This is a genomic window from Streptosporangium sp. NPDC002607, from assembly GCF_053592655.1.
The window spans coordinates 123,732-142,598 of the sequence record NZ_JBSFWD010000003.1 but is presented as its reverse complement, the minus strand read 5'-3'; the positions used below and the strand labels follow the sequence as shown (position 1 = coordinate 142,598).

General features: G+C 69.8%; 19 protein-coding genes. 13 read left to right on the top strand and 6 right to left on the bottom strand.

From position 1 onward, the window contains the following. Nucleotides 1-13: 13 nt before the first annotated feature. Nucleotides 14-1,126, bottom strand: a complete 1,113-nt coding sequence (locus tag ACWD3H_RS04615; protein WP_451954024.1) for an alpha/beta hydrolase — start codon at nucleotides 1,124-1,126, stop codon at nucleotides 14-16. A 260-nt stretch (nucleotides 1,127-1,386) separates the two neighbouring features. Here ACWD3H_RS04615 and ACWD3H_RS04610 point away from each other — a divergent pair, with 260 nt between their 5' ends. The 3 genes from ACWD3H_RS04610 to ACWD3H_RS04600 all read left to right on the top strand — a co-directional run bounded on the left by ACWD3H_RS04610 (nucleotide 1,387) and on the right by ACWD3H_RS04600 (nucleotide 3,360). After that, the gene (locus ACWD3H_RS04610) at nucleotides 1,387-1,944 is read left to right on the top strand and encodes a GNAT family N-acetyltransferase (RefSeq protein ID WP_451954023.1); all 558 of its coding nucleotides are present in this window, start codon (nucleotides 1,387-1,389) and stop codon (nucleotides 1,942-1,944) included. A 113-nt stretch (nucleotides 1,945-2,057) separates the two neighbouring features. Then, a complete protein-coding gene (locus ACWD3H_RS04605; protein WP_451954022.1) occupies nucleotides 2,058-2,885 on the top strand; it encodes a sirohydrochlorin chelatase in 828 nt (275 codons plus the stop codon). Between the two features lie 67 nt (nucleotides 2,886-2,952). Further along, nucleotides 2,953-3,360 carry a nitroreductase family deazaflavin-dependent oxidoreductase gene (locus ACWD3H_RS04600; RefSeq protein WP_451954021.1) on the top strand — a complete coding sequence of 136 codons (408 nt, stop codon included), beginning with the start codon at nucleotides 2,953-2,955 and terminating at the stop codon, nucleotides 3,358-3,360. A gap of 89 nt (nucleotides 3,361-3,449) precedes the next feature. Here ACWD3H_RS04600 and pgeF read toward each other — a convergent pair whose 3' ends face one another. Further along, on the bottom strand, nucleotides 3,450-4,136 hold the full coding sequence (gene pgeF, locus ACWD3H_RS04595) for a peptidoglycan editing factor PgeF (protein ID WP_350920069.1): 687 nt from the start codon (nucleotides 4,134-4,136) through the stop codon (nucleotides 3,450-3,452). A 96-nt stretch (nucleotides 4,137-4,232) separates the two neighbouring features. On the opposite strand from pgeF, the gene ACWD3H_RS04590 reads away from it, so the two are divergent. Beyond that, nucleotides 4,233-4,598: a PH domain-containing protein gene (locus ACWD3H_RS04590; RefSeq protein WP_350919960.1), complete on the top strand. Its 366-nt coding sequence runs from the start codon at nucleotides 4,233-4,235 to the stop codon at nucleotides 4,596-4,598. A gap of 8 nt (nucleotides 4,599-4,606) precedes the next feature. Here ACWD3H_RS04590 and glgA read toward each other — a convergent pair whose 3' ends face one another. Further along, complete coding sequence (glgA, locus tag ACWD3H_RS04585) at nucleotides 4,607-5,806, bottom strand: glycogen synthase (protein WP_451954020.1); 1,200 nt, start codon at nucleotides 5,804-5,806, stop codon at nucleotides 4,607-4,609. Between the two features lie 49 nt (nucleotides 5,807-5,855). Between glgA and glgC the strand changes: the two genes are divergently transcribed. The 9 genes from glgC to ACWD3H_RS04540 all read left to right on the top strand — a co-directional run bounded on the left by glgC (nucleotide 5,856) and on the right by ACWD3H_RS04540 (nucleotide 15,642). Beyond that, a complete protein-coding gene (gene glgC / locus ACWD3H_RS04580) occupies nucleotides 5,856-7,082 on the top strand; it encodes a glucose-1-phosphate adenylyltransferase (protein WP_451954019.1) in 1,227 nt (408 codons plus the stop codon). Nucleotides 7,083-7,314: 232 nt separating this feature from the next. Then, nucleotides 7,315-7,779, top strand: coding sequence for a signal peptidase I (gene lepB / locus ACWD3H_RS04575; RefSeq protein WP_451954018.1), 465 nt, complete (start codon nucleotides 7,315-7,317; stop codon nucleotides 7,777-7,779). A 50-nt stretch (nucleotides 7,780-7,829) separates the two neighbouring features. Next, complete coding sequence (locus tag ACWD3H_RS04570; RefSeq protein ID WP_451954017.1) at nucleotides 7,830-10,745, top strand: BTAD domain-containing putative transcriptional regulator; 2,916 nt, start codon at nucleotides 7,830-7,832, stop codon at nucleotides 10,743-10,745. A 78-nt stretch (nucleotides 10,746-10,823) separates the two neighbouring features. Then, complete coding sequence (locus tag ACWD3H_RS04565) at nucleotides 10,824-11,012, top strand: hypothetical protein (protein WP_350919974.1); 189 nt, start codon at nucleotides 10,824-10,826, stop codon at nucleotides 11,010-11,012. A gap of 115 nt (nucleotides 11,013-11,127) precedes the next feature. Further along, nucleotides 11,128-11,658: a MauE/DoxX family redox-associated membrane protein gene (locus ACWD3H_RS04560; RefSeq protein WP_355554139.1), complete on the top strand. Its 531-nt coding sequence runs from the start codon at nucleotides 11,128-11,130 to the stop codon at nucleotides 11,656-11,658. Between the two features lie 37 nt (nucleotides 11,659-11,695). Next, nucleotides 11,696-12,211, top strand: a complete 516-nt coding sequence (locus ACWD3H_RS04555; protein ID WP_451954016.1) for a hypothetical protein — start codon at nucleotides 11,696-11,698, stop codon at nucleotides 12,209-12,211. After that, nucleotides 12,208-14,079 carry an ABC transporter ATP-binding protein gene (locus ACWD3H_RS04550; protein ID WP_451954015.1) on the top strand — a complete coding sequence of 624 codons (1,872 nt, stop codon included), beginning with the start codon at nucleotides 12,208-12,210 and terminating at the stop codon, nucleotides 14,077-14,079. Before ACWD3H_RS04555 ends, ACWD3H_RS04550 begins: the two co-directional genes overlap by 4 nt. Before the next feature lie 247 nt (nucleotides 14,080-14,326). Continuing rightward, on the top strand, nucleotides 14,327-15,052 hold the full coding sequence (locus ACWD3H_RS04545; RefSeq protein ID WP_451954014.1) for a TetR/AcrR family transcriptional regulator: 726 nt from the start codon (nucleotides 14,327-14,329) through the stop codon (nucleotides 15,050-15,052). 218 nt (nucleotides 15,053-15,270) lie between these two features. Beyond that, nucleotides 15,271-15,642 (top strand): VOC family protein, encoded by a 372-nt coding sequence (locus tag ACWD3H_RS04540; protein ID WP_355625485.1) that lies wholly within the window; start codon nucleotides 15,271-15,273, stop codon nucleotides 15,640-15,642. Here ACWD3H_RS04540 and ACWD3H_RS04535 read toward each other — a convergent pair. The 3 genes from ACWD3H_RS04535 to ACWD3H_RS04525 form a co-directional block, all read right to left on the bottom strand. After that, on the bottom strand, nucleotides 15,621-16,421 hold the full coding sequence (locus tag ACWD3H_RS04535) for an enoyl-CoA hydratase/isomerase family protein (RefSeq protein ID WP_350956208.1): 801 nt from the start codon (nucleotides 16,419-16,421) through the stop codon (nucleotides 15,621-15,623). The genes ACWD3H_RS04540 and ACWD3H_RS04535 overlap by 22 nt on opposite strands. A 255-nt stretch (nucleotides 16,422-16,676) precedes the next feature. After that, a complete protein-coding gene (locus tag ACWD3H_RS04530) occupies nucleotides 16,677-17,792 on the bottom strand; it encodes a mechanosensitive ion channel family protein (RefSeq protein WP_451954013.1) in 1,116 nt (371 codons plus the stop codon). 45 nt (nucleotides 17,793-17,837) lie between these two features. Continuing rightward, nucleotides 17,838-18,833, bottom strand: a complete 996-nt coding sequence (locus ACWD3H_RS04525) for a ribonucleotide-diphosphate reductase subunit beta (protein ID WP_355554117.1) — start codon at nucleotides 18,831-18,833, stop codon at nucleotides 17,838-17,840. Nucleotides 18,834-18,867 lie beyond the last annotated feature (34 nt).

Genomic DNA, 18,867 nt, shown 5'->3' with positions numbered 1-18,867 from the left:
ACCCACCGCCGCGTCAGGTGACCTTGCCGTGCTCGGCGATCGCCCCGGCGGTGGCCCGCCAGATCGGCGACACGGGGTCGATGACATCGAAATGATCACCCGACATTTCGAGATATATCACCTGATCGCCTGACTCCTGAGCGGCTCGCGCGTAGCGACGGCTGAAGTCGACCAGGTCCAGGTCGTCCCCACCCCCCTGCACGATGAGCTGGGGCACTCCCAGCGGGAGTCGCTCCAGCGGCCCCGACCGCTGGTAGGTCTCGGGCACCTCGGCGGCGGATCCGCCGAGCGCCGCGGCGACCGCGCCGGAACTCATCTGCCTGCGGTCCCCCTCGGCCAGGTCGAGCACCCCCGCCAGGGAGACCGCCAGGGTGATCCGATGGTCGTCGGCGGCGGCACGGAGGGCGAGTTGCCCGCCCGCGGAGTGGCCGATCACCACGAGCGGGCCGCGGGCGCCCTGTGCCGCGAGAGCGATGCCCCGGGCGACGTCCGCGGTGGTCGCGTCCCAGCCGTGCAGGTCGGGGCGGCGGTATTCGAGATTCCAGGCGGCGAACCCGCGCTCGGCGAGGTCGATGGCGAGCGCGTCCATCAGGTCCGCGCCCCAGATCGAGCGCCAGAAACCGCCGTGCAACAGCACCGCGACGGGTGTCTGTCCGTCGGCCTCGGGCGAGGGCGCCTGCCCCGGGGTCCCGTACGGCGGCCGTATCTCCGCCCACTGGTCGGGGTGATCACCGTAGGCGACCCGGTGCGCCGGTCGGCGCAGCCGGTGTACGGCGTGCCTGATCGCCCAGGTCAGCCCCCAGATTCCCCGCCCGTGCAGGTGGGTGCCCGACGCGCCGTCCGCCGCCCCGGGGAGCGGGGCCTCGGACTTCGTCAGGTCGAGCCAGACCGCCTCGGGATACTCGGCGAACAGGCCGCGGGCCCCCGGATCCGGACCCGGCATGACGACCAGGGCGCCGGGAGACTCCAGCGCCGCCCGGAAGCCCGGCAGGTCGGAGGTCATCGACACCGTCCCGCCGACCCCGAGGGCCGCGAACTCACGGTCGGCCACCTCGGTGAGCAGGCGGAGGTCCGCGACCAGGCCTGGGCCGGTGACCACGAGCACATGCAGATTCGAAGGAATCATTCGCCTATTCTGCCGCATTACTCCGTGATTACGGTCCGCGGATATACGCCCGTATCAGCAGCTCCTCGGCGTCGCCCAGGCAGATCTCCGCGGGGACCGCCGAGGCCGAGGCGAAGGCGGCGCAGGCCGACGCCGGAGTCACATGGCGTCCTGGGCCTGGGCAGGCGCGAAGCGGTGCATATAAGATCATTAAATGATGGTATGTCCGCTTATTGGAATGATCTCTAGTCCTGGAACTCCCGAGAGGTTAGCGTCTGCGCATGCGCCACGTTGAGATCTCGGGCAAGAGACTCCGGTTGAGGGAAGTCACCATCGCGGACGTGGACGCCCTGCACGCGGTATACGGCGACCCCACTGCCACCGAGCACCTGCCGTTCGACCCCCGCACCCGCGAGGAGGTCGAAGAGTCGATCATCGAGGCGATGGAGTCCTCGGAGACCGAGCCCCGGCGTCTCTACGTACTGGCGGTGACCGACCTCGACGGCTGCGAAGCCTTCGGCGTCGCCAGGCTGCACATCGAGGCCGACCACCCGCACAGCGCGGAGATCGGCCTCGGGCTCCGCCCCGACCACTGGGGCCGGGGCATCGGCACCGACCTGATCCGGCTGATCCTCGCGTTCGGCTTCCGCGACCTGCGCCTGCACCGCATCTGGGGTGCCCGCTCCCCGGCCAACACCGCCGCCCAGCTGGCGATGCTGGTCGCCGGAATGGTCGAGGAGGGCAGGATCAGGCACCACGTCCGAGCCCGCGGAGCCTGGCGCGACTCCATCGTGCACTCGGCCCTGGAGGACGAATGGGAAGGCCACCGCGATGTCTGACCTCGGAGGATCCCCCGGCCGCGCACCGAGCACCCCACCTTTCAGAATGTTGTGACGGAAATGCCGCCGTTTCCGGTCACGGGAAGAGTCAAATGGCCCTAGAGTCCGCGCATGTGAGTGAGAGTCCCATCCTCCCCGTACGAGGGCGCCCGGTACGGCCCTCCGGCAGGCACCGCAGGCCCGTGCCTTCCCAGCTCCCGCCCGAGGCGCCGGCACTGGTGCTGGCCACGCTCGGCGACGCCTCCGGCACCGCCGCGGAACTCGCGGCCCTCATCCGGGTGGACAACCCGCAGATCCAGGTCAGACTGGCCGGGCTCGGCGAGGACGCCAAGGAGCTGACCTCCGAACTGGAGTCAGCGGCCAGGGAACGGCCCGAGGACGCCACAGCCGCCATCGTGGTACCGCTGCTGACCGGCCCGCACCCGGTCGCGGACCGGCTGATCTCCATGGCTGTCGCGGCCAGCGGCGTGCAGGTGACGGTCACCGACCCGCTGGGGCCGCACCCGCTGCTCGCCGAGGCACTGCACATCCGGCTGTCGGAGAAGAGCCTGGCCCGGGCCGACCGGATGCGGCTGCTCAACGTCTCCAATCCGGTCGACACCCCGGTCGACGCGGTCATCCTCGCCACCGTCGGCGGAGAGAACGCGGCGGCGGAGGCACAGCCGACGGCCGTGCTGCTGGCCTCTCGGCTGACGCTGCCCGTCCTGGTCGCCTCGCTGGACAGCGCACCCGCCGTAGCCGACGCCGCCGGGCGGCTCCGCGGCATCGGCGCCCAGCGGATCGCCCTGTCCCCGTGCGTCCTGGGTCCCGAGGCGGCCCCGGGGCTCGCGAGCGCGGCGGCCGAGGAGATCGGGGCCGAGTGCGCCGACCTCCTCGGCTCCCACGACCTGATCGCGGATCTGGCCGCCCGCGCCTACGGAAGCATCCTGTCGGCGGACTGAGCGACCCGAGGTGACGGATCCCCTCTGACGGGTAATGACCTGCGTAAGTTGTCAGAGGGGACAGATCATGCTGTACGGAAAAGAACATGTTGCGCGGTACCAGGCGACCGATGGTGCAGAAGGACACGAGTGGCAGGGCACCACCACCCTGATCCTCACCACCACCGGTCGCAGGAGCGGCGAACGGCACGACACCCCGCTCATCTACCAGCGCCACGGCGACGACTTCCTCGTGGTGGCCTCCAAGGGCGGTGCCGACAACCCTCCGCTGTGGTACCTCAATCTCCAGGCCGACCCCGAGGTCGGGATCCAGGTGCTGGGCGACCGCTTCACGGCCAGGGCGCGCACCGCCACCCCGGAGGAGAAGCCCGAACTCTGGCAGATCATGACGGCGGCCTGGCCCGCCTACGACGAGTACCAGACGAAGACCGGCCGGGAGATTCCGGTGGTCGTGCTGGAACGCGTCACCGCATGACCGGCGTTACGGCGACCGGCCGGGTTCCACCACGTTCGGTCGCGCCGGAGCGCATCGCCCTGTGAGGTGGGACCGGGGTGAGAACCGGGTCAGGGCTCCAGCCAGACGTAACCCGCGAACCTGCCGGTCGTGCCCTCCCTGCGGTGCGAGAACAGGTCGGCGGTCTCGATGGTGCAGCGGGTGTCGTGGATGATCTCTCCGACACCCGCCCTGCCGAGCTGCGAGGTGATCGCGGCCCGCAGGTCCAGTGCCGGAGTGTCCCTGGAGGTGATCGACCACGCCTCGGGGAGGTGCACCGCGACCTCCTCGCGCAGCTCGGCCGGAACCTCGTAGCAGGTGCCGCAGGCCATCGGGCCGATCAGGGCGGTCATCCTCGCCGGGTCCGCACCGCGCTTGGCCATCTCCTCGACCAGGGCCGTGACCACACCGGACACGGTGCCGACCCTTCCTGAGTGCGCGGCCCCTACCAGGCCCGCCCGTGGCTCGGCCAGCAGGACGGGCGCGCAGTCGGCGCAGAGCGCGGCCAGGCCGAGACCCGGCACGTCGGTGCAGATCCCGTCCAGCGGCGGCGGGTCGTCACCGAACGGCTCGCTGACGTAACGGACGTCGGCGCTGTGAACCTGCCGCATGAACACGACCCGTTCCAGGCCGAACTCGGCGGCCGTCCTGGCCCTGTTCGCCGCGACCGCGCCCGGTTCGTCACCGCACAGCCCTCCGAGGTTGCGGCTGCTGTACGGCTCGGCGCTGACGCCACCATGACGATCGGTGATCCTCATCTGAAAGTTCACGGCCCGACCTTACTCGCCCAGGAACCTCGTTCCCCGGACGTTCGTTTCACAGGAACACAGATCCCCCGAGAGATTGCGAGCGTCATGGCGGAGGTTGTGTACGACCGCAAGGAGCAGTACCAGCAGATCGCGAGCGGTCTCATGCCCGGCGAGCAGATCATCGCGGTCTACGACGCCATCGGCACGGGCACCGGCTTCCTGGGGCTCACCGACAAGCGTGTGATCGTGCAGGACAAGTCGTTCGTCGGCAAGAGGATCGCCATCACCAGCATTCCCTACTCCAGGGTCTCAGCGGTGAGCGTGGTGAGCAACAAGTCGCTCGCCGGCTCCTTCTTCTCCTCCGGTGCCATCGCCATCCACGTGGGCACCCACACCTACGAGGTGGAGTTCCGGGGCGACAACAAGGCGCACCACGTGCACAACGTGATCCTGCACTTCATCGCCGCCTGAGGAATCCCTCATCTCCCGGCGGAAGCCGTCATCCGGCCGTCCGCGACCTGCCGGTAGAGCTCCATGGTCCGCTCGGCGATGCGCTCCCAGGAGAAGTGCTCCACCGCGCGGAGGCGCCCTGCCTCGCCCATCCGGGCCGCGAGGGCCGGGTCGGCCAGCAGCCGGTTGACCCGCTCGGCGAGGTCGGCGGCGAAGACGCCGGGGTCGTGCGGGGTGCCGTCGGCCGCCTGGTCGATCGGGACCAGCAGGCCGGTGGAGCCGTCGGCCACCACCTCGGGGATGCCACCGGTGGCGGTGGCCACGACCGCGGTCTCGCAGGCCATGGCCTCCAGGTTGACGATGCCCATCGGCTCGTAGACCGAGGGGCAGACGAACACCGTCGCGTGGGTGAGAATCTGGATCACCTCGGGGCGGGGCAGCATCTCCGAGATCCAGACGACGCCCTCACGATCGAGCCCGCGCACCAGTTCGGTCACCTCGGCGGCGATCTCCGGGGTGTCGGGCGCGCCCGCGCACAGCACCAGCTGAGCGTCGGGGTTGAAGCCACGGGCCGCGTGGAGCAGGTGGACGAGGCCCTTCTGCCGGGTGATGCGCCCGACGAAGACGACGTACGGCCGGCTCGGGTCGATGCCGTGCCGGACCAGGGCGTCGGTGCCGCGGTCGGGGGCGTACTCCCCGGTGTCGATCCCGTTGTGGATCACCGTGACCCTCTCCGGCGGGATCTCGGGGTAACTCGCCAGCACGTCGCGGCGCATCCCCTCCGAGACCGCGATGATCGCGTCGGCGCCTGCCAGCGCGCCGCGCTCGGCCCACGACGACAGCGTGTAACCGCCGCCCAGTTGCTCGGCCTTCCACGGCCGCAGCGGCTCCAGGCTGTGCGTGGTCACCACGTGGGGCGTTCCGTACAGCATCTTGGCCACCTGGCCGGCGAAGTTGGCGTACCAGGTGTGGCTGTGGACCAGGTCCGCGCCCTCGCATCCGGCGGCCATCTCCAGGTCGACACCGAGCACCTGGAGCGCGGCGTTGGCCGCCTCCAGGCCGCCGGGCACCCGGTAGGCCGCTACGCCCTCCTCCTGCCGTGACGCTCCGAAGCAACGGACCCGGGTGTCGGCGAGCCTGCGCAGCTCCCGGGCGAGGTACTCAACGTGGACTCCCGCACCTCCGTACACGTCGGGGGGATATTCACGGGTCAGCAGATCCACTCGCATACGATTAGCCTAGTGTTTTCATCCCTGTTCATCAGGTTAAGGTCCACACATGAGAGTCCTCGCGATCGTGCTCGCCGGCGGAGAAGGTAAGAGGCTCATGCCTCTGACAGCTGATCGAGCAAAGCCCGCGGTGCCTTTCGGGGGGATATACAGGCTCGTCGACTTCGTGCTGTCCAACCTGGCCAACGGTCACTACCTTCAGATCGTCGTGCTGACGCAGTACAAGAACCACAGTCTCGACCGGCATATCTCCCGAACCTGGCGCCTGTCGGCGATGCTCGGCAACTACGTCACCCCGGTCCCCGCCCAGCAGCGTCTCGGGCCACACTGGTTCTCCGGCTCCGCCGACGCGCTGTTCCAGAACCTGAACCTGATCTACGACGAGATGCCGGACCACGTCATCGTGTTCGGCGCCGACCACATCTACCGCATGGACCCGCGGCAGATGGTGGAGCAGCACATCGAGACCGGGGCCGACGTGACCGTGGCCGCGATCCGGCAGCCGCTCTCCCTCGCCGACCAGTTCGGGGTCATCGAGGCGGACCCGGCGGGGCGGCGGATCGTCGCGTTCCGCGAGAAGCCGAAGGACGCGGTGGGCCTGCCGGACGCGCCCGACCAGGTCTACGCGTCGATGGGCAACTACGTCTTCAAGACCCAGGCGATGATCGACGCGCTCAGGGAGGACGCGCTCGACCCGACGAGCAAGCACGACCTGGGCGGCAACATCATCCCGATGATGGTGAAGTCGGGCAGCGCGGAGGTCTACGACTTCGCCGACAACATCGTGCCCGGCTCCACCGAGCGCGACCGGGGCTACTGGAGGGACGTCGGAACGCTCGACGCCTACTACGAGGCCCACATGGACCTCATCTCCGCGCATCCGGTCTTCAACCTCTACAACGATCGCTGGCCCATCTACACCGGCCACGATCCGCTTCCCCCGGCCAAGTTCGTGCACAACGACGGCGACCGGGTGGGCCGGGCGATCGACTCCCTGGTCTCCTCGGGCGTGATCGTCTCCGGTGGGCTGGCGGAGCGCTCGATCCTCTCCCCCGGCGTGGTGCTGCACTCCCACTCCCAGGTCGAGGACTCGGTCCTGATGGGCAACGTGAAGGTGGGCCGGGGCGCCATCATCCGCAAGGCCATCATCGACAAGAACGTGATCATCCCGGACGGCGCCAGGATCGGCTTCGATCTCGAGTACGACCGCAGCCGGTTCGCGGTGACCAGGAGCGGCGTCGTCGTCATCGGCAAGAACGAGATCGTCGAACGCTGACCCGGCCCCGCCGGGTTCGGACGACGTCGACGGTCGGGCCAGGACGCGATCCCCACCATCCACGACCTCGGCCCTGCCCCGGATCCGGGAGCGCCACAAGCCGTCGCCGACCGCTGGCGGCTTTACCACACCCGGACCGCGCCGGAACCGCAGGTTGACAAGTCCCACCGCAACGGAGATCGTTTCCCCGGAACGGATCGGCCCTTCCTCGGGCCGGCAGCGGAAAGGTACGGTGACGTTGATCATCGGTGTGCTGCTCTTCGGTGTTCTCCTCCTGGCCGCAGCTGCTTTCTGGGCCCGCCGAAGCTATGTGGTGATCACCGTTGACGGAACGAGCATGACGCCGACGCTGACCGACGGCGACCGCGTCCTGGTGCGGCGGCGACGGCTCGATCAGGTGGGCCGGGGCGATGTCGTCGTGCTTGAGCCTCCGCTGGATCCTTCCGGTCGATACATGCCCGGGCCGTCCGGTCCGGACGGCCGACGCTGGAACATCAAACGGGTCACCGCGCTGCCCGGTGATCCGGTGCCGGCGGGGATCGCGGCCGATGCCGGCGTGGCTCAGGTGCCTTCCGGGGCGATGGTGGTCCTCGGTGACAACCCGGCGGGCAGTGTCGACTCCCGGCAACGTGGGTTCTTTCCCGCGGACCAGGTGCTCGGTGTCGCGCTGCGCCGGTTGGGCGGACCGGCCCTGTAGCCGACGCCGGCGAGGAAGGGATGACCTTGAGGTTTCGACTCCTTGGGCCGATGCGGATCGAGGTCGACGGTTCACCCGTACAGATCGCGGCACCGAAACAACGCACCGTCCTCGCCATGCTGCTCGCACATGCCGGGCACGTCGTCCCGGTCCGTTCACTGGTGGCGGAGGTGTGGGACGAACGACCACCCCACTCGGCGGTGGCGAACCTGCGCACCTACCTCATGCAGTTGCGCAGGCTGGTGACCCCCGCCGATGATCCGGCCGACGAGCAGCTGGTCACCACGGAGGCCGGTTACCTGCTGCGGGTCGATCCTGCCGAGTTCGATCTCTCCCAGTTCGAGGCGCTGTCCGCGCACGGTCGCCAGGCGCTGACCCGCCGGGACCTCGACACCGCGCAGGACGCGTACGCCCGAGCTCTCGCGCTGTGGCGAGGGACGGCGGCCGAGGACGTGCCACTGGGGCCGACCATGCGGGAGGTGGTCGCCCGCCTCAGCGACCAGTATCTGAGCGCGGTGGAGGAGCACACGGAGATCCAGCTCATGCTGGGCGGGCACGCGACAGTGGTCAGGCGACTGCGCGAGCTGATCAGGCGACATCCGCTGCGGGAGCGGCTGTACGGCCAGCTGATGGTGGCGTTGTACCGGTGCGGCGACGTGGTCGGTGCGCTGGACGTGTTCGGGATGGCTCGCCGGGCCCTGGCCGAGGAACTCGGGCTCGACCCCGGACCGGACCTGCGCCGGCTACACCAGGCGGTCCTGCGCAGGGACGCGGATCTGATGTCGCCGAGCAGGCCACCGACCGGCGGGAACCCGGCCCCGCCGACAGCCGCGGACGGGCGCCCCCGGCCACGTCAGCTGCCGCGGGAGCCGACGATGTTCGTCGGCCGGTCGGCCGAACTCGACCGGATGCTCACCGTGCTGCGCGGCCATCCGGAGGCGGGTGCCGCACCGCCGGTCCTGACGCTGCACGGCCCCGGCGGAGTCGGCAAGTCGACGCTGGCGCTGCGGGCGGCGTACGCCGTGGCCGACCGCTACGCCGACGGCCAGCTCTACGTCGACCTGCAGGGATCGAGTCCAGGCCTGCCGCCATTGCAGCCCGCCGAGGTGCTCGGCCGTTTCCTACGGGCCCTGGGAGTGCCGCACGGCGACATCCCCGCGGCGCCGGCGGAAGCGGCCACCCATTACCAGTCTCTGCTGGCCGACCGGCGAGTCCTGATCGTTCTTGACAACGCCGTCGACGCCGCCCAGGTCGCGCCGTTGGTGCCGGCGAGCGGCGGCTGCGCGGCGCTGGTCACCAGCCGGGCGGCGCTGACCACCATGGAGGCCGTGCAGGTCGCCGTCGGGGTGCTCGACGAGGCGGACTCGGTGCGGATGCTCGCGCAGCTGGCGGGTCGGTCGCGAGTGACCACCGAGGCCGAGGCGGCGGCCGGCATCACTCGCCGGTGCGGCTATCACCCACTCGCGTTGCGCATCGCCGGCGCCCGTCTGGCCGCCCGCCCCGATTGGTCGCTCGAGCGGTTCGGCGAGCGGCTGCGGAGCCGGCAGCGTCGCCTGGACGAGTTGCAGGCCGCTGACCTGGCCATCCGATCCTGCTTTGAGATCAGCTACGAAACGCTGAGGAGCGGCGTGAGCGCGGCGGCGCGCGCCTTCCGGCTGTTCGGAGTGCTCGATGTACCGGAGGTCAGCCTTGAGCTCGCCGCCGCACTGCTCGACGTCGAGCCGAAGGTGGCCGAGGCGGCGCTCGACGAGCTGACGGAAGTTCGCCTGCTGGAGCCGGTCGGCGACGGGCGATTTCGCATGCACGACCTCCTCAGGCTGTTCGCCGCCGAGCTGGCCGTGGCCGAGGATCTGCCGACTGATCGGGTACGGGCCGTCCGGCGCGCACTGGACTGGTACCTCGATCTGTGCCGGCAGGTGAGCGACCTGGTGGAACCGCACCTGCGGCCAAAAGCGGGCCCGCCGGACGGACGGGACACAGGCGTGGCCTTCCGGAGCCCTGCGGAGGCGGTGCAGTGGTTCGAAACCGAGGTGCCGTGCCTGGTCGCGGCCGTCGCCCAGGCGGCGACCGGGGAGCCCGAAGTCGCTCGCTTCGTCACCGATCTGATGCCGCTGGTCAGAGCTCGGGCGACGAAGTGCGGTCACTGGCGGGAGCTTGAGACCATGGCCCGGCTCGCCATCGAGGTGGCGCGGCGGCATGGTGACACGACCGGTGAGGCGTTCACACTGACGACGCTGGGGGTGGTGGAATGGCGCACCGGCCGGATCGACGCCGCTCGCGACTGCCTGCACCGCGCCCTCGAACTCCGGCGCGACCTGGGCGACCAGGAGGCCGAAGGGCTGGCGCTGCACAACCTCGGCTGGCTGAGCATGCGCACCGGTGATCTCGATGACGCCCTCGACCACATCACCGCGGGGCTGCGGCTGATCGAGGCACATGGGTCGAACCGGGCCGGCATGGTCAGGCACAACCTGGGCGAGGTCCTGCTCCAGCTCGGCCGTTCGACAGAGGCAGCCGATTGCTTCGAACGGTGCCTGTCCGTCCGGAGGGCGGACCGTGACCTGTACGGGGAGAGCATCACCCTGGCCGCGCTCGGCCGTGCCTACTGCCTGCTCGATCGTCGCGGCGAGGCACTGGCCACGTTCGAGGACGCGCTGAGCCGCTGCCGGGAGACCGGTAACCGGGAGGACGAGTGGGAAGTGCTACTCAGCAGGTCCGAGATCTGGCTACGGCACGGTGATCCCGCCGCGGCTGTGGCCGACCTGGCCCAGACGCTGGAGCTGACCGCTCAGGTCGGTGACACCTACGGCCAGGCCGCCGCCACTCGCCAGTTCGCCAGGGCGCGTGCCGCGCTGGGTGACTCGCATGCGGCGGCGGAGGACGCCCGCAGGGCCGAGGTTCTCTTCGCGATGCCCGGGATGCGGCGCGATCCGGTGCTGGAGATGCTGCTCACCGCCCGGTTATAGCTCGGCTGTATGGGCGGCTGTACGTCCCCAAAATAGCGTTTCGGCTGCCCACATCGCTCGATGAAGGACTGAATCCACATGAACGTTCTGGGAAAGCTCGGCGACCACCTCCTCGGGAAGCTGGTGCCGAAGGCGACCGCGAAGGCTGACGCCTCCTTCTGGCAGACCTGCTACTGCTACGGGACGACCAGATACGCCAAGCTCTGCTACGTCGTCGGCGGTACGACCGGCTGCGTGCAGGGCTGCGAGAAGCACGGAAAGTGCTGACCGAGTCAAACTTGTAGTCCGGACTCCGAGCGTGTTTCGCGGATCCTCACCACACGGGGATCCGCGAAACACGCCGGACAGTACGACTTGTGAGACGGTGAAGATGCTCTATCTGATGATCGCATGCCAGGCGTTGCTGGCCGGCGTCTTCGTGATCGCGCTGGCGGGCAAGGTGCGCGGGCGGGCGGCGCTCGACGAGTTCGTGGCCTCGATCGTGGCCCTCGGGATGTTCCCGCGCGCGAGGTCCGTGGTGGCGGCGTACGCCGTGCTGGGGGCGGAGGCCGTGGTGATCCTCGCACTCGTGCTGCCGTACACCCTGCTTTTGGGCTTCGCGGCGGCGACGGCGTTGCTCATCGTCCTGACCGTCGGTATCTCGGTCGCCTTGCGACGGGGGCGGCACACGCCGTGCCGGTGCTTCGGCGCTTCCGTCACCCCGCTGGGCCGGACACACGTGGTACGCAATCTCGTTCTGACGGCGATCGGCTGCGTCGGACTGGCGGCCGGTGCCGCCGTCGGCGGCACCGGGCCCGCGGCGCACCCGGCCGGTGTCGCACTCGCGCTGGCCACCGCCGCCGTGGGCGTCCTGATCGTGGTGCGCCTCGACGACCTGATGGACCTGTTCACCACTTCCGGCTCGCCGCACTGATGTGCCTGCGCCTGACGTCCTTAAGTGAGGTTGTCCGATGACTTTCCTGATCGCCGCCGTCGTGCTGGTCGGCGTGCTCTGCGTCCTCGACCTGCTGCTCACCTTCGCGGTGCTGCGCCGCCTTCGCGAGCACACCGCCGAGCTGGCGCGCCTCGCCGGAGGGACGCGGTTCGCTCCTTACGACCCGGGAGTCCTGGTCGGACGCACCCTGCCCTGGACCGACACCGACACCGACGGTGTCGACCGGCCGCGACTCGTGGCGTTCTTCGACGTCAACTGCGACGCGTGCCACGAGCACGCGCCACAGTTCGCCGTCACGGCCCGCACCCAGGCTGCCATGGCGGTCATCTCCGGTGCCGGTCCGAGGGCCGACGACCTTGTCCAGATGGTTGCCGACGTGTCGAGCGTCATCACGGCCGAACGCGCCGACAGCCTGGTGAAGGCGGTCGGCGTCGAAGCCTTCCCGACGTTCTTGCGCGTCGGCCCGGACGGCACGATCGTGGCGGCGCAGACGGAGCTCACGACCCTCGCCGAGATGGCGTCGGCGAAGTGACGGCATCCCTGGCCTCCGACGCGAAGCCAGGTGAGGGCCGGCTGCGGCGGCTGCTGCGAGCTGTCGGCACGGTGACGTCACTGTGCTGGCGGGCCGGACCCGGTCTGGCGGCGTCCCAGTTGGCGGTCACCGTCGTCGGCGGCCTGCTGCCCGTGGGGACCGTGTGGATGACGAAGCTTCTCATCGACGAGCTGGCGACCGGTCGCCCCGACCACGTACTGCTGCCGGTCAGCGGCCTCACCGCCATCGGGCTGGTCTCCGGGGTGCTGCCGCAGCTCATCATGTACCTGCGGGCCGAGTCGGAGCGCAGGCTGGATCGCCTGATGCAGGACCGCCTGTACACGGCGGTAAACGGATTCCAGGGCCTGTCGAGGTTCGAGAATCCGGCGTTTCTGGACGGGCTGCGCCTGGCCACCCAGGCTTCGGGAAGCACGTTGGCGCCCATCACCTCGGGTCTGTTCGACATCGGGCGCAATGCCATCACGCTGGTCAGCCTCCTGGCCGCCCTGGCCGTGCTGAGCCCGCTCATGGCGGGACTGGTGGCGCTGGCGGCGATTCCCGCCCTGGTCGCCCGGATGTCGCTGGAGAAGCGGCGGATGATGATGATCGCCGGGCAGTCCACGTCGATCCGGCGGCAGCTCTTCTACTCCTCCATGATCACCGACGTGCAGGCCGCGAAAGAGGTCCGGCTCTTCGGGCTGGGCGGCTTCCTCAAGGATCGGATGTTCGGAGAGCTGGCCACCGTCCAGGCCGGTGAGCGGCGGCTGGACCGGCGGGAGGCGCTCACCCAGTCGCTGCTCGCGACGCTCTCCGCCGCGGTCAGCGGCGTGGGGTTGATCTGGGCGGTGTACGCGGCGGTGGACGGCCGGTTGAGCCTCGGCGACGTGACCGCGTTCGCCGCCTCCGTGGCCGGAACGCAGGGTGCACTGATCTCGGTGGTGGAGAACGTGGCCAACGCCCGTCAGGCGCTGTCCCTGTTCGGTTACCACGAGCAGGTGACATCGCTGCCCGACGACCTGCCGTCGCCGCGTCGCTCCACGGAGGGATCGGTCGCCACGCTGCCCGCGCTGCGGCGGGGCATCGAGCTGCGCGATGTGTGGTTCCGATACGACGAGAGCCACCCATGGGTGCTGCGGGGAGTCGACCTGACGATCCCGCACGGCACGTCGGTCGCGCTGGTGGGGCTCAACGGGGCCGGCAAGAGCACTTTGATCAAGCTGCTGTGCCGGTTCTACGATCCGTCCCGGGGATCGATCCTCTGGGACGGCGTGGACCTGCGTGCCGTACCACCTGCCGAACTGCGCGCCAGGATGGGCGTGCTCTTCCAGGACTACATGAGCTACGACCTGACCGCGGCGGAGAACATCGGGGTGGGGGAGATCGAGGCTCTGTCCGACCGCGCCAGGATCCAGGCCGCCGCCGGGATGGCGGACGTCCACGACATCGTCGAGGCGCTGCCCCGAGGCTACGACACGCTGCTGAGCCGGATTTTCTTCGGGGACGAGGAGGAGGACACGCAGACCGGGGTGCTGCTCTCCGGAGGCCAGTGGCAGCGTCTGGCCCTGGCCCGCACGATGGTGCGCGAGCGGCGCGACCTGCTCATCCTCGACGAACCCAGCTCGGGTCTGGACGCGCAGGCCGAGTACGAGATGCACCGGCGGCTGCGCGAGCATCGCATGGGGCGCACCAGCCTGCTCGTGTCGCACCGGCTCGGTTCTGTCCGCGACGCGGACCTGATCGTCGTACTCGGCGACGGCCGGATCGTCGAGCAGGGAACGCACGACGACCTCATGGCCGCGGGCGGAGGATACTCCCAGCTGTTCGAGGTGCAGGCCAGGGGCTATCGCGAGGATGCCGGCGTTCAGTGACCGGGTGCCCCCGAATGGCTCGCCAAGCAGATCACCCGCATGGGCGTTCCGGCCATCGCCGCCCGGGGAGCCGCGATCCGTCGGCACATCCAGGACAGCCCGGCCCCCATCGTTGCCGACGTCCTCGGCTTTCACCCCGTCACCATGGCCAAGCTCACCGCTTCACAGATGGCGGCTGGTGGCGGCTTCCCTACCTGTGGGTCAGGAGCCATTGACGGAGTGAGCACTCACTCCGAAAACTGGAAGTATGGAAACCACCACCGCCCGACGGCGCGCGCCGGGAATGAGCCCGGAGCGGCGCCGCCAGATGATCGTGGCCGTCGCTCTCCCCCTGGTCGCCGAGTACGGCGCCGCGGTGACCACCGCCCAGATCGCCAGAGCCGCCGGAATCGGCGAGGCCACGATCTTCCGGGCGTTCACCGACAAGGACGAGTTGCTCGACGCCTGCATGGCCGAGGCGCTCCGCCCGGACCAGGTGCTGGAGCAGCTCGCCGCGATCCCGCTCGACCAACCGCTGGCCGGGCGTCTCGTCGAGGCCGCCGACGCGATGCGGGCGCACATGGCCCGGATCGGCACCGTCATCGCCGCCCTGCACGCCTCAGGGCGCCGCCCTCGCGACCGCCCCGGTGTGCGGCTTCCCCCTCGAGGCCCCGAGGCGGCGTCCCGGGCCCCTGCGGGCGCGCCCTCTCCGCCGGAGCGGGAGGCCGGAACGCCCGCCCCGGGCCGAGGGGAGGGAGATCCGTCACCGGAGCGCGAGGATGCGGCCCGGTTTGACCGGGAGTCCTCGTTCAGGGAGACCCGCACGGCGCTGGCCGAGTTGTTCGAGCCCGAGCGCGACTCCCTCCGGCTGCCCCCGGAACGCCTGGCCGCGCTCTTCCTCGCCATGGTGTTCGCCGGCGCCCGCCAGCCGGAGGGCGTCCCCGAGCTGAGTGCCGACCTCGTCGACGTGTTCGTCCACGGTGCCCTGACCTGAGCCGGCTCGCCGTGGGCCGGCCCGGTCCCGCTCGGTCTCATCCGCCCGGCCGACACCCGGGGCCGCCGCTTCGGAGTGTCACGGCCGAAGGAGGGCGTCGCGGCCTACCGGGTGCCCGGCGGTCACCTCCCCTGCCCACTCCGCCCCGATCTCACCTGACCGCACCCGTCTGCCCCGTCCTCGGACGATCTCCGAAGACCCCACCGAAAGGCCCCGCAATGACGATCACGTTGAACCACACCATCGTGCCCGCGCTCGACAAGCAGGAGGCGGCCGACTTCTTCGCGGGCATCATGAACCTGGAGTGCCTGCCGCCCGCCGGAGCACACGGTCACTTCGCCCCGGTCCGGGTGAACGGGTCCCTCACCCTCGACTTCATGACCGTGGAAGACCCCGAAGGGCACCACCTGGCCTTCGACGTCGATCCGGCCACCTTCGACGGGATCCTCGCCCGGCTCGAGGACCGGGGCGTGCCGTACGGCAACCACCCCGCCCACCACGACAACGGGCGGATCGACCATCCACTCCGCCCGCGCGGCCTGTTCTTCGCGGACGAGACGGGCAACCTCTACGAGGTCATGTCCGACTGACCGCCACGCCCCGGGCCGGTCCAGGTGAAGCGGGGCGGACGACGTTCGAGGAAGGCCGCGACGCCCTCGGCGACCTCCTCACGCGCCTCCTTCTGCCACAGCAGGAAGCGCGCCTCGTCGGCGCGGCCGTCCACGATCTCCTTCGCGGCGGCCACCGTCAGCTGGGAGCGGCCGGCCAGGGTGCGGGCGAGGCCGTACACGCGCTCGGACAGCTCCGCTGCCGGCAGGACCTCGTCCACCAGGCCGGTGCGCAGAGCACGGTCGGCACCGATGAGCTCCGCGGAGAAGAGCAGGAACTTGGCGGTGGACGGGCCGACGGCGGCGGTGAGGCGACGGGTGGAGCTCGGCGGGTAGACGATGCCGAGCTTGGCGGGAGTGATGCCGAAACGGGCTCCCTCGGCGGCCAGGCGCAGGTCACAGGCGAGGGCGAGCTGGCAGCCGCCGCCCACGCAGAAGCCCTCGATCATCGCGATCACCGGTTTGGGGAACTCCGCCAGCGCCCGCTCCGCGGCGACCGTCGCCCCCGTGTCATCGCCGCTCTCGTCGCCGTTGCCGGCGAGTTCGGCGATCTCCGAGATGTCGGCCCCGGAACAGAAGGTACCTGCCGCCCCGGTGAGCACCAGCACCCGCACGGCCGGATCGTCCGCCAGCGGCGCGAGCAGCGCGGGCAGGGCCCGCCACATGGCCGCGCTCAGCGCGTTGCGCTTCTCTGGGCGGTTGATCCTCAATGTGGCGACATGCTGGTCAACGGACAGTTCAAAGCCTTCGGAGATCTGCACGGGATAGATTCTCCCGGTACGCTTCATGATCTTGTCGTCAGACCACCCCAAAGCATGAGAAACCACATGTTCAGCATCATTTGCCCCTCTCAGTGAGCACTCCGGTGCGGCACCGCGCCCGAACGTCCGCGGTGGCCGCGACGGGTGCCGCCGCGACCTCGGTATCCGAGACATCCGGAGGACTCGGCCCACCGGACATCGCGGGACGCCTCCGGACCGCACTCCCGACGCGGCCGGCCCAAGAAACCGGTCGCCTCAGGACGGAGCCGGCCGATCGCCATCCTCATCGCCGGAACGCCCCGGTGCCGGCGCCGTCAGGCCGGTGAGCGTCCCGGGAAGGGTGGCGGGCATGGGCGGATTCTCGACCCGGAAGCGAGGCAGTGCCTGGGGATACTTCTCGCGGACGAAGGCCACCAGGTGCTCGCGGATGTCGCACTTGAGGTCCCAGGCGCTGGCGGAGTCGGCGGCGCTCATCAGGGCGCGCAACTCCAGCAGCCCGTTGGGAAGGGTGTCGGTGACCTGGATGGTCCAGTCCTTCTGGTCCCAGAGCGGGTGCACGCGCAGGGCGTGGTAGAGCTCGGTGCGCAGTTCCTCGACCGGCACCGACCAGTCGACCCGGATGAACACGTGGCCGATCACCCTGCTGCTGTGCCGGGTCCAGTTCTCGAACGGGTTGGTCGTGAAGTAGGAGACGGGCAGGACCAGCCGGCGCTCGTCCCACAGCCGCAGCACCACGTAGGTCAGGCTGAGCTCCTCGATGCGGCCCCACTCGCCCTTCACCACGACGACGTCGTCCAGGCGGAGCGCGTCGCTGAAGGCCAGCTGAAGGCCGGCGAGCAGGTTGCCCAGTGTCGACTGGGCGGCGATGCCGACGACGACGCCGGCGATCCCGGCCGAGGCCAGCAGACCGGCGCCGAGCGCCCGTACCTGGGGGAAGGTGAAGAGCATCGCGCCCAGCGCCACCACGATGATCACCGCCGAGGCGACCCTGCGGACCAGGGTGATCTGGGTGCGGATGCGGCGTGCCCTGCGGTTGCCCTCGCCCTGGACCGTGACCAGGCGGTCCAGGACCACGTCGGTGACGGCGTAGGCGGCCTGGATGACCAGCCAGGTAGCACACCCGATCATCGCCACGCTGAGGCCGCGGTCGATCACCTGGCTGACCGAGCCCTCCGCCATACCGGGCTCGTAGGCGGTGTAGGCGGTCGCCACGGCGGCCATGGCGAACCCCGGCCAGGTGCAGCGGCTCACGACCGGACCGGCGAGCGCCCACTTCTCACCGATCAGCCGTGAGCGCAGCACCCTGCGCACCACCTCCACCGCCACGACCGCGGCGGCCACGGAAATGATCATGATGACCCAGCTGGACACTGACGACTTCCCCTTCGTCGCTCTCTTCCCCGGACCATCAGCCAATCAGAAGGACTCGTCGAAAGCGACATTCCCCTCGACGGCTATCTGGTAGGCCGAAACCCGCCGCTCGAAGAAGTTGGCCAGTTCCTGCACGTCCTGCAACTCCATGAACGCGAACGGGTTGGCCGTGCCGTACCGGACGGGCATCTGGAGCCTGACCAGCCGCTGGTCGGCCACGTACTCAAGGTAGCGCCGCATCTGCTCCACCCCCATTCCCGGCAGACCGTCACCGCACAGGTCGGCCGCGAAGGCCAGTTCGGCCGCCACCGCCTCCTCGATCATCCGGGTGACCTGCTCGGTGAGCTTGTCGTCGAACAGGCCGGGCTCCTCGGCCCGCACGGTCTCCACGACACCGAAGGCGAACTCCATGTGCATGGACTCATCACGGAAGACCCAGTTCGTCCCGGTGGCCAGGCCGCTGAGCAGCCCTCTGGCGCGGAACCAGTAGACGTAGGCGAAGGCCCCGTAGAAGAACAGGCCCTCGATGCACGCCGCGAAGCAGATCAGGTTGAGCAGGAACGTCCGCCGGTCCTCCCTGGTCTCCAGCCGGGTCAGCCCGCCGAGCGAGTCGATCCAGCGGAAGCAGAACTCCGCCTTGTCGCGGATCGAGGGGATGTGCTCGACCGCGGCGAACGCCTTGACCCGCTCATCGGGATCGGGCAGGTAGGTGTCCAGCAGGGTCAGGTAGAACTGGACGTGCACCGCCTCCTCGAACAGCTGCCTGCTGAGATAGAGACGCGCCTCGGGGGCGTTGAGGTGCTGGTAGAGGTTGAGGACGAGGTTGTTGGCCACGATCGAGTCGCCGGTGGCGAAGAACGCCACGAGGCGGTTGATCAGGTGACGCTCCTCGGGCGTCATCCTCGCCAGGTCCGCCAGGTCGGAGGCGAGATCCACCTCCTCGACGGTCCAGGTGTTGCGGATCGCGGCCCGGTAGCGCTCGTAGAACTCGGGGTAGCGCATCGGCCGCAGGGTGAGATCCATGCCGGGGTCGAGCAACATCGGGAAAATGCCTTTCGGAGTGGCTGAGGGGTGA

Coding starts and splice junctions, on each gene's coding strand:
- ACWD3H_RS04560 (WP_355554139.1), top strand. CDS start 11,128: ATGATCGCATGCCAGGCGTTGCTGGCCGGCGTCTTCGTGATCGCGCTG.
- ACWD3H_RS04590 (WP_350919960.1), top strand. CDS start 4,233: ATGGCGGAGGTTGTGTACGACCGCAAGGAGCAGTACCAGCAGATCGCG.
- pgeF (WP_350920069.1), bottom strand. CDS start 4,136: ATGAGGATCACCGATCGTCATGGTGGCGTCAGCGCCGAGCCGTACAGC.
- ACWD3H_RS04600 (WP_451954021.1), top strand. CDS start 2,953: ATGCTGTACGGAAAAGAACATGTTGCGCGGTACCAGGCGACCGATGGT.
- ACWD3H_RS04610 (WP_451954023.1), top strand. CDS start 1,387: ATGCGCCACGTTGAGATCTCGGGCAAGAGACTCCGGTTGAGGGAAGTC.
- ACWD3H_RS04615 (WP_451954024.1), bottom strand. CDS start 1,126: ATGATTCCTTCGAATCTGCATGTGCTCGTGGTCACCGGCCCAGGCCTG.
- glgC (WP_451954019.1), top strand. CDS start 5,856: ATGAGAGTCCTCGCGATCGTGCTCGCCGGCGGAGAAGGTAAGAGGCTC.
- ACWD3H_RS04540 (WP_355625485.1), top strand. CDS start 15,271: ATGACGATCACGTTGAACCACACCATCGTGCCCGCGCTCGACAAGCAG.
- ACWD3H_RS04525 (WP_355554117.1), bottom strand. CDS start 18,833: ATGTTGCTCGACCCCGGCATGGATCTCACCCTGCGGCCGATGCGCTAC.
- ACWD3H_RS04555 (WP_451954016.1), top strand. CDS start 11,696: ATGACTTTCCTGATCGCCGCCGTCGTGCTGGTCGGCGTGCTCTGCGTC.
- glgA (WP_451954020.1), bottom strand. CDS start 5,806: ATGCGAGTGGATCTGCTGACCCGTGAATATCCCCCCGACGTGTACGGA.
- ACWD3H_RS04570 (WP_451954017.1), top strand. CDS start 7,830: ATGCGGATCGAGGTCGACGGTTCACCCGTACAGATCGCGGCACCGAAA.
- ACWD3H_RS04565 (WP_350919974.1), top strand. CDS start 10,824: ATGAACGTTCTGGGAAAGCTCGGCGACCACCTCCTCGGGAAGCTGGTG.
- ACWD3H_RS04545 (WP_451954014.1), top strand. CDS start 14,327: ATGGAAACCACCACCGCCCGACGGCGCGCGCCGGGAATGAGCCCGGAG.